The following is a 13,717-nucleotide window of genomic DNA, read 5'->3' on the forward strand; positions in this document are numbered from 1 at the left end:
CGCTCGTGCTCCGCTATATCGGATTCAGACTCCTTGCGGCGATCCCCACACTTCTGCTGATCAGCGCGCTGATCTTCTTCATCATCGAGCTGCCGCCTGGTGATTATTTCGAGACCTACATTGCGGAGCTGCAGGCCCAGGGCGAAACCGTCGATCCCAGGAAGATCGAATATCTCAAGCATCAATATGGCTTCGACCAACCGGCGATCGTGCGTTACGGCACCTGGTTATGGGGCATGCTGCAAGGGGATTTCGGCTATTCCTTCGAATATGAGATGCCGGTTACGGATGTGGTTGGCAACAGGCTTTGGCTCACCATCCTCGTGTCCACCGTAACCATCATCTTCACATGGCTTATCGCCTTTCCGATCGGCATCTATTCGGCGACCCATCAATATTCGTGGAGCGACTACGGCCTGACCTTCTTCGGCCTGCTCGGCCTGGCGATACCCAATTTCCTGTTCGCCCTGATCCTCATGTATCTGGCGAATATCTGGTTCGGCACGTCGATCGGCCATCTGATGGATGCGCAATATCTCGATCAGCCGATGAGCTGGGAGAAGTTCCGGTCGATAGCCGCGCATATGGTTATTCCGGTAATCGTGATCGGCACGTCGGGCACGGCCGGCATGATACGCCGCTTGCGGGCCAACCTGCTCGACGAGCTCCACAAGCAATATGTGACGACGGCCCGTGCAAAGGGTGTGCCGCCGCTGCGGGCCCTGGTCAAATATCCGCTGCGCATGTCGCTCAACTTTTTCATCGCCGATATCGGCAGCATCCTGCCGGCGGTTATTTCCGGCGCGGAGGTGGTGGCCATCGTGCTTTCGCTTGAGACAACCGGCCCGCTGCTCATCCGCGCATTGCAGAGCCAGGACATGTATCTGGCAGGTTCGTTCCTCATGTTCCTTGCCACGTTGACGGTTATCGGGGTGCTGATTTCCGACATTGCGCTTGCCATACTGGATCCGCGCATCCGCCTGCAGGGAGGGCGTCGCCGATGAGTTCGGCCCTCCCACCCGATGGCGCGCCGCTCGCCCATTTCGTTTCCGACAAGCCGTTCGATCCCAAGGCGATCGAGAAGCTGACGCCGGAACAGGAGCGCATCTATCTCGCCTCGCAGCTCAGGCTCATGTGGTGGAAGCTGCGGAAACACCGGGCAGCGGTGGTCTCGGGCCTCTTCCTTGCGCTGCTCTATCTGTCGATTCCCTTCAGCGAATTCCTGGCCCCTTACAACCTCAATCATCGTCAGGTCGACCACATCTACATGCCGCCGCAGCGGCTGCATCTTTTCCACGAGGGCCGCTTCGTCGGGCCGTTCGTCTACGGTAGTTCGTTCGAGTTGGACATGGAGACGCTGGAGCGGAAGTACGAGACGGATCGCACGAAGGTCTATCCGCTGCGTTTCTTCTGTAAGGGCGAGGAGTACACTTTCTGGGGCCTGTGGCAGGCCAACCGACGCCTGTTTTGCGCAGCCGAGAACGGCACGGCCTATCTGCTCGGCACCGATCGCCTGGGGCGCGACGTGCTGTCCCGTATCATCTACGGCACGCGCATCTCACTGACCATCGGCTTGATCGGCATCACGATCAGTTTCGTGCTCGGCATCACGATTGGCGGGCTGGCGGGATATTACGGTGGGTGGCTGGACCACGTCGTGCAGCGCATCATCGAGGTTCTGCAGAGCTTGCCGAGCATCCCGCTGTGGCTGGCGCTTGCGGCCATCATGCCCGTCACATGGAGCCCGATCCTGGTCTATTTCGGCATAACGCTCATCCTGGGGCTTCTCGATTGGACGGGACTGGCGCGCGCGGTGCGCTCGAAACTGCTGTCGTTGCGCGAAGAAGACTATGTGATGGCGGCGGAACTGATGGGGGCGAGCCCGATACGCATCATCTTCCGGCACCTCATCCCGGGCTTCATGAGCCATCTGATCGCCTCGGCCACCATCACCATCCCAAGCATGATCCTTGGCGAGACGGCGCTGAGCTTCCTCGGCCTCGGCCTTCGCCCACCCGTCACGAGTTGGGGCGTGCTTCTCAACGAAGCGCAGAACATCAATGTCGTCGCGCTTTATCCATGGCTGATCGCGCCCGTCGTGCCGGTGATCCTGGTCATCCTGGCCTTCAACTTCCTGGGTGATGGGCTAAGGGACGCGGCCGATCCCTATCGGTGATCCTTCGAGGCCCGCTTCGCGGGCTTCCGGACGAAGAAGTTGTACCAGACCAAGTTGGTCTTTGAGCGGTCGCGCGTTGCCCCTCACTGTCCTGCCGGACATCTCTCCCCGCGCGCGGGGAGAGAGACGACGGCCGCTTGGGTTTCGCCAATCGGAGCCGTTGGCGATTGGCGAAAGTCGGGACCACAGCGGTCTTCTCCCCGTTCACGGGGAGAAGTGGCCGGCAGGCCGATGAGGGGCTTGCCCGAAGGTCAATCCTGCGTGAGCGAAGCAGGCCTCGAAGAACGAACCAATTCATCCGCTTCGTGAAACGACAAGCCGCGCTCTAGGCGCAAATAGGAGATCAGGGCTTCGAGTGTCGACCACGCCGATTCGTCGTGCACGAGATGATGGCTCAAGATGCCGAGTGGAGCGCCGCCGCGGCCGCGGGCCTGGCGAAGCCGGCGCAGCAGTTCGTCGGCGATCGCCTCCGGACCATGGCCAGTGCGGCCGCCCGTCCAGTTCATCACGTCGATCTGGGTATTCAACTCGGGCAGCGTCGTACCGGTCCTCTGCCAGGACCAGGTGGAAAGAGCGGTGAAGCCGCATTCATGCACGCGCGCCGCCAGCTCCGGGGCTATCCGGTTCCAGGGCGGTACCAGGATGCCCGACAGGCTGCCGGGAAACAAGCCGAGCAGGCGGCGGCGCCCAGACGTCAGTTCGGCAAGCTCCGCTTCCACATCTCGGCCGGCGAGCTCGACCGCCTTCTGGCCCTCGGGCATGTGGTTGCGATGTGCGTAGCCGTGGGTGCAGGAGGTGACGAGCAGCTCATCGGACAGACGGTCGGCCAGGGCCGCGGTGGCAAGGGCCGGGATGACGGCGAGGAGAAGCGGGACGTCGAAACGCCGGACAAGGTCGATCAGCCGGTCGAGGCGGTCGCTCGGTTCGGTCGCATCGTCGTCGCGCAGCCAGAAACGGGCCTGCAGGCCCTCGTCGCGCCAAATGTCGAGCTCGGCGCTGACCGCCCTAAAATGTTTCACGTGAAATGCCCCTGATCGTCCCGCCCATAAAGCAGGGGATCCAGATGCGAAGCGAGCAGCCGGGCGACGTTGGCGATATCGTGGTCGCGCTCCACCTTGCTCCGGCCGGCGGCACCGAGTTCCTGCCGTGCCGCAGGGTCGGTAAGCAGCGTGCGTAGCGCGCCGGCGTAAGCCTCGGCGCTTTCGCCCGTCAGGAATCCCGTCACGTTCTCCTCGACCACGACCGGCACGCCGGCCGTGCGCAATGCCGCGACCGGCAGTCGGCACGCCTGGGCTTCGAGATAGACCATGCCGAAAGCTTCGCTGAAGCCGGGCCAGGCGAAGAGGTCGCCGGTCCGCATCCAGCGCAGCACTTCATCCGGCTGCAGCGCGCCGGTGAACAGGATGCGGCCGGCGGGAAGCGGCGCGAACAGGGCCTCGATATCCGGCCGCATCGGCCCGTCGCCGATGACGACCAGATTCCAGGGGGTGTCGGCCAAACGGCCAAGGGCAGCCGCCAGCAATTGGTAGGAGCTGAACTTGGCGTTCGGCCGCATCATGCCGACGGCGACGATGAGCGGAGCAGGGCTGTAGAAGCTTTCTGTCCCGACCTGCTTGTCCTTCACCGCATCGATCGCGGCGAGATCGATGAAGGGCAGGAGCCGCACGACCGTTCTCATATCCGGCAGGAAGGATTGCAGATACTCCCCGTCCGAAGGCTTCAGGCAGAAGTTCACCGCCGCCTGCCGTACCGCTGCTTGGACAGCCTGACGGGAGACAAGCCAGTCCTCGTCGGTCGCCTGGCGGGTCCGGCAGGCTTCGGCGGTGACGTAGGGGATGCCGAGCTTTACCGCCACTTGCGGGCCGATCCAGTCCGGCGCCTTGCAGTAGGGGTGATAGGTAAACCAGAGGTCGGGCCCGGGCTCCACGCCTTTTTCCCACGCGTCGATCAGCCGACCGGCCTCCGCTTCCGCGGCCAGCCGCCGTTCCGCGCCGATCTCGGCCGATGGCCGCTTCTGGTAGGATATGACGCGCGAAGCGAGCTCGACTTCGTAGCCGGCCTTTTCCAAAGCAGCCATGAGCAGCCGTGCGACCACCCTGTCACCGGATGGAATGGGATGATCGGGTGTCTTCAGCGGCGCATAGAAGGCAATCTTCATGGGGTCATCGATATCCCGCCACGCTCCTGCCCGCCGCGAGTTCGGAGATGATGCGCGCCGTATTTTCCGCGCCCTCGAGATCGATCCGCGGCCGGTCCGGGGCAGGGCGCGCCATGACACGCGTTATTGCCGCAGCAATTTCCTGCGGCGTCTCCATGTCGTGGCTCAGCGTTTCGGCCAGGCCGTTCGCGTCCAGGATTTCCGCGCGACGTATCTGCTCCGTCTCGATGCCGTCGGAAAGCGGGACGACGATCGCCCGGCAGCCGGCCATGCAGAGATCGGCCACCGTGTTGTAGCCGGCCCGCGATATGGAGAGCCTGGCCCTCTTCAGCACGGAAGGCAGGTCCGGCAGGAAGTCGCGAAGGACGACGTCACCGGAGACGAGACGCAGCAGTTCGGCCCGGTCTTCCCTAGAGAAACGCAGTCCGGTGACGATGCACCAGCGCGCATCGCGCAGAATCGAGAGCTCCTTCGCCGCCGCGGCTGCCATGACGAGCTTGCGCCCTAGGGCCCCGCCCCCGACGGATACCACCACGTCGTAAGTCTCTCCGGCCGAGGATGCCGGCGTTTCCTCGGGCGCGACGATGCCGGTGTAAAGCACCTTGTCGGCGATCTCGCCGGCGAGCGGAAAGGTCCGCTCGAGGCGCACCAGCCGCGAGTCGCCATGCACCAGGACATGGTCGAACAGCGACCGGACATAATTGATCGTGTCCCGGTCCTTCTCGATCTTGCCGGTCTCCTGAAGTATGTCGCGCACCGACGAAATTATGACTGGCCGGGGCTGCATTCGCCGAGCGGTCTCTAGCAGCGGCAGCAGCTCGAAGCGCATCTGGCGCCGCCCGAAGGGAAAGGCTTCGGTGATGACGACGTCCGGCTCCGCCTGGGAAAGGATGCCGAGCAGCATCTCGCGGCGCCGGTTCCGGTATTCGTCGGTCAGCGGATTGCCGGAAGGATCCTCCAATTTGTTGAAGGCCTCTCCGACGGCGCGCACCGGCGGCAGGAAATGGACGCGGGCGCCATTATCCTGGAAGTTCGGGATGGGCTCGCCACCGTAGGCGAGCTCGACTTCCATGCCGGCGGCTGTGAGCGCCTTGACGATGCGCATGGCGCGAAAGACATGGCCGACACCCATGAGGTGCTGCACATAGAACAGGATGCGGGTCATGGCTGGACCGTTTCGAGAGTCTTGGCGCCGCCGATGCCGGAGTTTTCAAACCGGCCGATCAGCGTGCCGATCGTCGCCAGATGGTCGAATTTCGCATGGACGCGGCTGGCGCCGGCCACGGCATAGCGTTGCCGCAGGGTGGGGTCGCGGACAAGACGGTCGATCGCCGCGGCAAGAAGCTTGGGATCGTTGGGCGGAACCAACGCGCCGTTGACGCCGTCCTCGATCAATTCCGGAATGGCCGAAACGGGCGTCGAGAGGCAGGCCAAGCCCTGACTCTGTGCTTCGACAAGCACGTTCGGCAGCCCGTCGCGATCGCCATTGCCGGCTACGCGACAGGGCAGGATGAAGAGGTCGGAGGAGCGATAGGCCGACAGGATTTCGGCCTGCGCGCGCGAGCCGAGCAGCGAGATGCGGTCTTGCAGGCCGCGGCGCGCGACATGCGCCTTGAGCTCCTCCCAGAGCTCGCCGCCCCCGACATGCGTCCAGTGCCAGTGCAGATCGTCGGGAAGGAGGGCGAGGGCTTCGACCAGCGTGTCGAGGCCTTTCTTCTCGACCGCCCGCCCAACCGTGAGAAGCCGAGCGGGCCGGTCGGGATTCCCGTCATGTCCGAGAGGGATGTCGGCGGGTTTCGGGAAACGCGAGAGATCCAGCCCGTGATAGACGAGGTCGACCTTATCCGCCCTTGGAGCGAGCGCCTTCAGATGTCGGGCGCCGGATGCCGTGCAGGTGACCGCCCATTCCGCCGATTGCAGCTTTTCCGTGATCTCCCAGTCCGGAGAGGTCCAGATGTCCTTGGCATGGGCCGAGGCGCTCCACGGCACGCGGCGAATCTCGCTCGCATAGCGCGCCACGGAAGACGGGGTGTGGAGAAAGTGGCTGTAGATCCAGCCGCCATCGTCCGGAAATTCCGCGGCAAAGACGAGGGCCTGGCCGAAGCGCCGGATGCGGTTTGCCGTGAAGTCGCGGCGAAAATCACGCAGCCAGCTTCGGCGAGCCTTCGCGTAGCCCGGAAGCCTGCGCATTTTGAGCCATGAGCGCAGGACCCGGACGGGCTCCTGATAGAGATATTCCGGCAAATAGCTCACCGGCGCCCGGATCTCGGCATTGATGGGATGCTGTTTCTTGTCGGTAGGATGGCGAAGCGAGACGAGCCGCAGCGTATAACCGGCCTGCTCCAGCGCGTGGAGCTCTTGTGCGATGAAGGTCTCGGACAGGCGGGGATAACATTTAAGTACCACCGCAATGGTGTTGGCCCGCATGACTCAGGCCCGGCGCCGTGGATCTGTCATGGGCGGATCATGCTCTCGCTGCGTCCCGCATGGGCATGATCCCCTCGTTGCGCTGTTCGAACAGGATCTCGGTCAGCGCGCAGACGCGGGAAAGACCGTCGAGGTCCGGGCTCGCGACGGCTTCCGATGGCAGCGGATTGCGCTTCAGCCGTTCGATCGCGGAAACGAAGGTCGACGGGTTCTTCGCCTTCTCGATGTCAAGCACGTCCACCCATCCGAACTCGGCCGCGCGATGGGCGCGAATGCTCTGCTCCCGGCGCGGCGCCGTGCGTGGCACGAACAAAGCCGGCTTGTCGAAGGACATGACCTCGCAGAAGGTGTTGTAGCCGCACATCCCGACCACCGCGGCGGCGTTGGCAACGAGGGTCTCCACGTTCACGTGGAAATCGACGACATCCACATTGCGCAGCGAAGAAGCCCGCGCCGTGATCTCGAAACGCTGCCGTTCCGTCATGAACGGACCGAGCACGAATAGATAGCGGTTGTCGTTGCCGGCGTTGCGTTTCGCGGCATTCAGCGCAGCCGCCATGAGCTCGTACCCGTCGCCGCCGCCGCCGGCGGTTACGAGGATGTAGCCGCTGCCGAAATGCCGTGCCGTGCCGTCGTCCATCGGCGGCAAGGAGCGGGCGAGGAACCCAGTGTAGCGGGTGCGGGCGAGCAGCTCCTCGCGAAGGTCGATGGCGGATAGAGGATTGTAGAAGCTGCCCGGGCCGTACACCCAGATCTCGTCATAGATTTCCTCGGTGAAGGCAGCGTTCTGCTTGCGCTCCCATTCGGCCTGGAGGAGCTCGGGGGCGTCGAGCACGTCGCGCAGACCGAGCACGGCGATGGCTCCCTGTGCCTTGGCCCAGCGCAAGGTGGGCAGCATTTCGCGCCCGAGCCCGAGCGGCTCCTTGTCGACGATGACCATATCGGGGCGCAAGCGCTCGGCGGCGTCGCGGATGATTGCTTCCCGTGCGGCCAGCGTCTCTTCGAGGGAATGGGCGCTGTTGGCGGAGGAATATTCCCCGTTCGAAAGCTTCTGCGCAGCTGGGATCTGCACATAGCTGACCCGGTCGTGGAACCAGAACGCATCGACAACCGGCGAACCCGAGATGATCGACACTTCCAGGTCGGGGAAGTGGCTGACCAGAGCGTGGGCGATCGTGCGGCTGCGGCGCAAATGACCAAGGCCGAACGTGTCGTGACTATACATCAATATTCGGTGATTGGCGGATCGAGCCATGAAGACCTTGGAAAAGGGCGCCCCTGGGCGGCCATAAGACGTTATCACCCGAGGCAAGTCAACTTCGTGACAGCCCGCCAGCCGGACGAATACCTAATGACTTCTTTAGAACATTCAAGTTCCGATACGGTAAGTTCGAACTGCATTGTCCCGCAGCATCGCCCGTTGCTCTTCCTCCGGATAGGCAGCCAGCGCCGATCGATAGGTGGAAATCAAGCCGGCATAATCGGTCCATAGCTTCTCGATCGGAAAATTGGAACCGAACAGGCAGCGCTCGGGGCTGAAGACGGCGATCGTTTCCGTTACGATATCGGCGATATGACCGGCGTCGTTGCGGTGGATGAAGGTCCCGAGACCGGAAAGCTTGACCACGACGTTTTCCTGCCCGGCGAGACGTCTGATCCCCTCCCTCCACGCGCTGCGGCCAGAAGCCGACAGGTCCTCCGGCATGCCGGAATGCTGGAGAACGAAGGTGATGTCGGCATTGTCCGCCGCCAATCTTGCCGCCTCCGCCATCTGGCCCGTGAACACCTGCAGGTCGAAGGACCAGCCATGGTCGGCAAGCCGGCGCATGTTCCGGCGCAGCATCGGATGGTCCATCAGGTCGGGACGAGCCGCGAAGCGGTACATTTCATTCTCGTGCCAGTGAAGCTGCATGCGAATGCCCCGCATCAACGGAAACCGCGCCTGTCGCTCGAGCGTCTTTCCGACTCCTTCATCGAGAAGATCGGCGTAGCCGACGATCGCATGCGGCCAGCCATATGCCTCGGCGACCGACTGGACCCAGGCGACCTCTTCCACGGCGCCGCTCTTTTCCCAATTGGTCTGAACATAGACCGATCGTTCGACGCCTGTTCCCCCGATGTCGGCAAGAAACTCCTCGATCGGGTAGTCGCGCCGGATCGGCTCGTAAGGGCCGAAGATGCGGGGTACCATCGGGCCCTGCAGCCACGGCAGATCGGCCTGCCTCCAGATGTGGTGGTGCGCGTCGACAATAGGGATCATCATCCAGACCTCGCGAAAGACCGTGCCGCCTGCCCGCGCGCCAGCCGCGAGATGCGGCCGAGTGCGCGCAGCATCCGTTCCAGCGCCGGCAGTCCGCTGCCGTCGAACAGCCCGTCTATGAAGGGCAGAACGCCGGCCATCCCGCGTGTTGCGGGCCGATAATTCGGATCTGCCGCAAGCGGGGTCGCCCAGACGAGGCGATGGCTGAGGCGCGCCAGCCGGCCGATCGCGTGGATCATGGCCGATGGATCGCCTCGTTCGAGGCCGTCCGACAGGACGACGGTGATAGCGCCCCTTACCAGCGCGGCATAACGCGAGACGGAAAGGAACTCCTCCAGCGAGCGGCCGATCAGCGTGCCGCCGTCGAAATCGAGGACGATGCCGGAGAGACGCGACAAAGCCTCGTCGCTGTCCCCATGACGGAGCGTGGCCGTGACGCGGGAAAGCCGGGTCCCGAAGCAGAAGGTCTCCACGCGCTGGGCGCGTCGTGTCGCAAGATGCGCGAATCGCAGATAGGTCTCGGACTGCGCCTTCATCGAACCGGAGACGTCGATGAGCAGGAGCAACTTTCGCCGCCGCCGGGGGCGCGCCAGCCGGAAGAGCCGCAAGGTCTCGCCGAAGGTACGCCGCGCGGCGCGCATCGTGCGCGAAAGATCTATCCGCCGCCCTGCCGGGGAGGGGCGCCAGGCACGGCGCTCCAATGTCGGCAAGAGGTCGAGAGCGCGCTTCAGGCGGGCGAGTTCGCTGGGGTCTTGCGCAAGCCGCCCGAATGCCTTGTGGCCACGCGACATGTCGTCGGCCGCCACCCGGCCGGCTGCGGCGCCTTCGGCTTGTGGCAGAAGCGTTTCGGAGCCCTTCGCCTTCTCGGCGCGGGGCCCTTCGTCTTGTTCCGGCCTACTCACTTTGCCGGCTAAGGTTCCGCGGCCGAACCAGGCTGCGAACGTATCCTCATAGATCGGAAAATCATTCGGGCCATTTGTCAGAGTAACCCGGCCGATACGTTGGAGATCGGCGATGCCGCGCAGCCGACAAAGCCTGACGGCCCGCAGAAAATCGGCCGCGCTGCCGGGATCGACGGACAAGCCCGCCTCGCGCAGCGCCGACGGGAAGCCGGCAAGACGATCGGCCGCGATTCCCGTCACGACCCTCATAGCACACCCGCCTGGGCGACCACCGAGAAATCCTCCTGGTCTTTTACCAGCAGGCCCAACGAGCGCCTGAGCGCATCGGGCCAGGCCACGCCGTCCCGATGGAGCACTTCGGCGGCGCGCGCCCAATCGATGCTTTCGGCGACTCCAGGACGCTTGATGAGCGGCAACCGCCGCACGGCCTCGACCGCTTCGACAAGCCTTTCCGCGGCTTCTCTGGCGACGCCCGGCGCGTGACGCTCGACGATTGCGCGCTCGCGGGCCGGATCTGGATAATCGATCCAGTGATAGAGGCAGCGCCGCCGCAAGGCGTCGTGAAGCTCCCGTGTGCGGTTGGATGTGAGGATCGTCACCACCGGCCTGTCCGCTTTCACAGTTCCGATCTCGGGGATGGAGATCTGAAAGTCGGACAGGAACTCGAGCAGGAAAGCTTCGAAAGCGTCGTCGGCGCGGTCGATCTCGTCGATCAGGAGGATGCACGTATCCGCATTGCGCAGCGCTTTGAGCAGCGGCATCTCAAGCAGGAATTCCGGCGCGTAGAGATCCGACGTCGCGAGCGTCCGCTTGCGCTCGGCGATGCGGATGTGAAGCAGTTGCCTGGCATGATCCCAATCATAGAGCGCGCTCGTCGCGTCGATACCCTCGTAACACTGCAGGCGAATGGCCTGGCGTCCAAGAATCCGTGCAAGCGCATTGGCCACTTCCGTCTTGCCGACGCCCGGCGCGCCCTCCAGAAGCAGGGGTTTGCCGAGTTCCAGCGCCAGATAGAGCGCCGTCACCAATGTTTCGTCGGCAAAGTACCCTGCCTCGGCTAGTCTTGCGTCCAACTCGTCCTGGGCCAGACGCATGGCCTAAAACTGCAGTTTTTCCTCGCAGACCATGCGGAAGCGATTGGAGCAATGCGCCGCCGCGTCGCCTCCGGCCGCCTTGCCTGCCTCGGTGGCGAAAGCCGCCGCCATCGCCGCCTCGTCGTCGAAATGCATTTCCGAGACACCGTCGAAAGGAGCGTCCGCATTTTCCGCGCGCAGCACGTTCGAGGTGTATTTGCGCAACCCCGGCAGGTTGCGGGCGAAAGCGACGTGGTCCTCCATGATCCACTTCCTGAAATCGTCGAAGGCCATGCCTTCCCGCCGTTTCATCAGGGCCATGACCTTGATCATTGCAGTCCTCCTTGGTCGGTTTGGGCGCGTAGCGTGTCAAGGCCGCGCAGGATCTTCTCCGGCGTGATCGGCATCGTCGTGACGCGGACGCCGCAGGCGTCAAAGATCGCGTTGGCGATAGCGGGGATGGGCGAATTTGCCGTCATTTCGCCAATGCCCTTGGCTCCATAGGGTCCGTTCGCGGCGGGGCGCTCGATGATCACCGAGTCCATTTCGGCGATGTCGCCGGGCCCGGGCATCAGATATTGCGAGAAGTCGAGCGGACCATGGGAGCGGTCGGGATAATAGGGCTCGGTGGTTTCATAGAGGGCGTGGCTGATCCCCATCCAGGCGCCGCCGACGATCTGCTGGTGAGCGAGCGCCGGGTTTACGGCGCGGCCGATTTCGTACGCATTGGTCAGTTTGATGACCCTGACCTCGCCCGTCTCGTCGTCGACCTCGACCTCGGCGACCGTGCAAGCATGAGCCTGGCACGAGTCCGGGTCCATCTCACCGGTCTCCGGAACCACTTCGCTTTTTGGTTTCAGGAACATTCCCCGGCCGGATATGGTGCGGCCATGCTTGAAATGGGCGGCAAGCGCGACATCGACCACCGAGATGCCCTTGTCCGGCGCGCCGTCGACGTGGATTCGGCCCTTGCCGTCGGTCACGAGATCGCCCGCATCGGCTTCGAGTTCCGTCGCGGCCACGTCCATCATGACCTCGCGGGCTTCCCGGGCCGCCATCATGATCGCGTTGCCGATCCGGTGCGTGCCGCGGCTGGCGAAGGTGCCCATGCAATGAGGACCGGTGTCGGTATCGGCCGTGTCGATGACGACGCTTTCATACGGAACCCCGAGTGTCTCGGCGGCGATCTGCGCGCCGACTGTCTTGATGCCCTGGCCGAGATCGACGGAGGAGAGGGTGATGACGAAGCCGCCGGTCGTCGTGGCGTGGATCAGCGCTTGGCTGGGGTCGCCCCCGAGATTCATCCCGGTGGGATAGTTCACCGCGGCGACGCCGTGTCCTCTAAGCCAAGCCATGTCACGTCTCCCTCTGATAAGACGACATCGCTGCGAAACGCGGCGGCAGCTCCTTGCCCGTCTGGCGCGCCGCGGCCTGGATCACCTCGACCAGGGCCGCGCCTTCCACCATCTTGCGGTGGGCCTTCATATCCCCGTCGCGATAGGCATTGACCAGCCGAAGCTCCATCGGGTCCATGGCGAGGAATCGGGCGATCTGGTCCATCTGCGACTCCAGCGCGAAATCGCCGATGGTGACGCCGAAGCCGCGCATGGCCGAGGAAGGGGTGCGGTTGGTGTAGACGCAATAGGCGTCGACATGGACGTTCGGGATCGTATAGGGACCCGGCATGTGGGCCGCCGCCTTGGTGGTGCCATAGGTCGAGTGCCGGCAATAGGCCCCGGCATCGACGTAGAGCGTGATCTTGCGGGCGACGATGCGTCCGTCCTTCATCACGCCGTCTTTTATGTAGAGGCGTTCGGAGGCGCGCGGCGACGAGACCTGCATCTCCTCCGCCCGGGAATAGGCGTATTTTACGGGGCGGTTGGTCAGCAGGGCGCCGATCGCGGCGATCGGCTCTACGATGACGTCCACCTTGCCGCCGAAGCCGCCGCCCACCGTGCCGCCGATCAGCCTGAGCTTGTTGAACGGCACGCCGAGGATCAGGGCCATGTTGTCGAGCGTGAAATAAAGCGCCTGCGTGTTGGAATAGACGGTGATGCGGCCATTGCCCTCGGGCTTGGCGATGCAGCCCGTGGGTTCGGTCGGCGCATGCTCGATGGGCGAGGATTCGTAGCGGTGCTCGATGATATGATCGGCATCGGCGAAACCCTTGTCGACGTCGCCGAATCGGATGCGCCGGCAATCGTGGCCTTCGTAGACGAAATAGTTGGTGCCATGTTTTTTGAACGGCGTGGAGATCATGGCCTCCTCGACGTCGAATATGGCCGGGAGGTCCTCATATTCGACGACGACACGGCGAGCGCCTTCGAGAGCCGCCTGAGGCGTCTCGGCGAGCACCGCGCAAATCTGCTCTCCCATGAACAAAACACGGTCTTCCGGCAGGACCGGCTCGTCGTCCGGCCCGACCCCGATCAGCTTCAGGATCGTGTACCAGTTGTTGGGCACGTCTTTATAGGTCAGCACCCGCACGACACCGGGAACCTGTGTCGCCGGCTCGGTGTCGAGCCGCTTGATCAGGGCGTGATGGCGCGTCGAGCGCACCATCCTGAGATGGAGCATGTTGGGGAAGCTGACGTCCTCGTAGAATTGGGTGCGCCCGGTGACATGGCCGCGCGCGTCGGCGCGCTGCACGCTGTCGCCGACGACGCTGAGTTCGGCCTCGCGCTCGCGGGTAAAGAAGCTGGTGTCGATCTTCTCCATGGC

General features: G+C 63.8%; 13 protein-coding genes. 2 read left to right on the forward strand and 11 right to left on the reverse strand.

The window, feature by feature from the left end:
• Window positions 1-5: 5 nt before the first annotated feature.
• Window positions 6-1,004, forward strand: coding sequence for an ABC transporter permease (locus ACCO56_RS25785; protein WP_433643754.1), 999 nt, complete (start codon window positions 6-8; stop codon window positions 1,002-1,004).
• On the forward strand, window positions 1,001-2,176 hold the full coding sequence (locus ACCO56_RS25790) for an ABC transporter permease (protein WP_433643755.1): 1,176 nt from the start codon (window positions 1,001-1,003) through the stop codon (window positions 2,174-2,176). Before ACCO56_RS25785 ends, ACCO56_RS25790 begins: the two co-directional genes overlap by 4 nt.
• Before the next feature lie 251 nt (window positions 2,177-2,427).
• Here ACCO56_RS25790 and ACCO56_RS25795 read toward each other — a convergent pair whose 3' ends face one another.
• The 11 genes from ACCO56_RS25795 to ACCO56_RS25845 all read right to left on the reverse strand — a co-directional run bounded on the left by ACCO56_RS25795 (window position 2,428) and on the right by ACCO56_RS25845 (window position 13,714).
• Window positions 2,428-3,195: a polysaccharide deacetylase family protein gene (locus ACCO56_RS25795; RefSeq protein WP_433643756.1), complete on the reverse strand. Its 768-nt coding sequence runs from the start codon at window positions 3,193-3,195 to the stop codon at window positions 2,428-2,430.
• On the reverse strand, window positions 3,192-4,334 hold the full coding sequence (locus ACCO56_RS25800) for a glycosyltransferase family 4 protein (RefSeq protein WP_433643757.1): 1,143 nt from the start codon (window positions 4,332-4,334) through the stop codon (window positions 3,192-3,194). Before ACCO56_RS25800 ends, ACCO56_RS25795 begins: the two co-directional genes overlap by 4 nt.
• A gap of 4 nt (window positions 4,335-4,338) precedes the next feature.
• Window positions 4,339-5,499, reverse strand: a complete 1,161-nt coding sequence (locus tag ACCO56_RS25805; protein ID WP_433643758.1) for a glycosyltransferase family protein — start codon at window positions 5,497-5,499, stop codon at window positions 4,339-4,341.
• On the reverse strand, window positions 5,496-6,761 hold the full coding sequence (locus ACCO56_RS25810; protein ID WP_433643759.1) for a glycosyltransferase family 4 protein: 1,266 nt from the start codon (window positions 6,759-6,761) through the stop codon (window positions 5,496-5,498). The genes ACCO56_RS25805 and ACCO56_RS25810 overlap by 4 nt, the downstream gene beginning before the upstream one ends.
• Before the next feature lie 37 nt (window positions 6,762-6,798).
• Complete coding sequence (locus ACCO56_RS25815; protein ID WP_433643760.1) at window positions 6,799-7,986, reverse strand: glycosyltransferase family protein; 1,188 nt, start codon at window positions 7,984-7,986, stop codon at window positions 6,799-6,801.
• Window positions 7,987-8,130: 144 nt separating this feature from the next.
• Window positions 8,131-9,021 carry an amidohydrolase family protein gene (locus ACCO56_RS25820; protein ID WP_433643794.1) on the reverse strand — a complete coding sequence of 297 codons (891 nt, stop codon included), beginning with the start codon at window positions 9,019-9,021 and terminating at the stop codon, window positions 8,131-8,133.
• Window positions 9,021-10,172, reverse strand: a complete 1,152-nt coding sequence (locus tag ACCO56_RS25825; protein ID WP_433643761.1) for a vWA domain-containing protein — start codon at window positions 10,170-10,172, stop codon at window positions 9,021-9,023. Before ACCO56_RS25825 ends, ACCO56_RS25820 begins: the two co-directional genes overlap by 1 nt.
• Entirely contained in the window at window positions 10,169-11,017 is an 849-nt protein-coding gene (locus tag ACCO56_RS25830) for an AAA family ATPase (RefSeq protein WP_433643762.1), read from the reverse strand. Before ACCO56_RS25830 ends, ACCO56_RS25825 begins: the two co-directional genes overlap by 4 nt.
• Before the next feature lie 3 nt (window positions 11,018-11,020).
• Window positions 11,021-11,329 (reverse strand): EthD family reductase, encoded by a 309-nt coding sequence (locus ACCO56_RS25835; RefSeq protein ID WP_433643763.1) that lies wholly within the window; start codon window positions 11,327-11,329, stop codon window positions 11,021-11,023.
• A complete protein-coding gene (locus ACCO56_RS25840) occupies window positions 11,326-12,351 on the reverse strand; it encodes a xanthine dehydrogenase family protein molybdopterin-binding subunit (protein WP_433643764.1) in 1,026 nt (341 codons plus the stop codon). The genes ACCO56_RS25835 and ACCO56_RS25840 overlap by 4 nt, the downstream gene beginning before the upstream one ends.
• Window position 12,352: 1 nt before the next feature.
• On the reverse strand, window positions 12,353-13,714 hold the full coding sequence (locus ACCO56_RS25845) for a xanthine dehydrogenase family protein molybdopterin-binding subunit (RefSeq protein WP_433643765.1): 1,362 nt from the start codon (window positions 13,712-13,714) through the stop codon (window positions 12,353-12,355).
• Window positions 13,715-13,717: the final 3 nt, after the last annotated feature.

This window comes from Mesorhizobium sp. 1B3 (genome assembly GCF_050958605.1).
GTDB lineage: Bacteria > Pseudomonadota > Alphaproteobacteria > Rhizobiales > Rhizobiaceae.

Excerpts from the sequence above, each read along its gene's own strand:
- ACCO56_RS25830 (WP_433643762.1), bottom strand. The coding sequence starts at position 11,017 with ATGCGTCTGGCCCAGGACGAGTTGGACGCAAGACTAGCCGAGGCAGGG.
- ACCO56_RS25790 (WP_433643755.1), top strand. The coding sequence starts at position 1,001 with ATGAGTTCGGCCCTCCCACCCGATGGCGCGCCGCTCGCCCATTTCGTT.
- ACCO56_RS25810 (WP_433643759.1), bottom strand. The coding sequence starts at position 6,761 with ATGCGGGCCAACACCATTGCGGTGGTACTTAAATGTTATCCCCGCCTG.
- ACCO56_RS25805 (WP_433643758.1), bottom strand. The coding sequence starts at position 5,499 with ATGACCCGCATCCTGTTCTATGTGCAGCACCTCATGGGTGTCGGCCAT.
- ACCO56_RS25820 (WP_433643794.1), bottom strand. The coding sequence starts at position 9,021 with ATGATCCCTATTGTCGACGCGCACCACCACATCTGGAGGCAGGCCGAT.
- ACCO56_RS25800 (WP_433643757.1), bottom strand. The coding sequence starts at position 4,334 with ATGAAGATTGCCTTCTATGCGCCGCTGAAGACACCCGATCATCCCATT.
- ACCO56_RS25825 (WP_433643761.1), bottom strand. The coding sequence starts at position 10,172 with ATGAGGGTCGTGACGGGAATCGCGGCCGATCGTCTTGCCGGCTTCCCG.
- ACCO56_RS25835 (WP_433643763.1), bottom strand. The coding sequence starts at position 11,329 with ATGATCAAGGTCATGGCCCTGATGAAACGGCGGGAAGGCATGGCCTTC.
- ACCO56_RS25815 (WP_433643760.1), bottom strand. The coding sequence starts at position 7,986 with ATGTATAGTCACGACACGTTCGGCCTTGGTCATTTGCGCCGCAGCCGC.
- ACCO56_RS25845 (WP_433643765.1), bottom strand. The coding sequence starts at position 13,714 with ATGGAGAAGATCGACACCAGCTTCTTTACCCGCGAGCGCGAGGCCGAA.
- ACCO56_RS25840 (WP_433643764.1), bottom strand. The coding sequence starts at position 12,351 with ATGGCTTGGCTTAGAGGACACGGCGTCGCCGCGGTGAACTATCCCACC.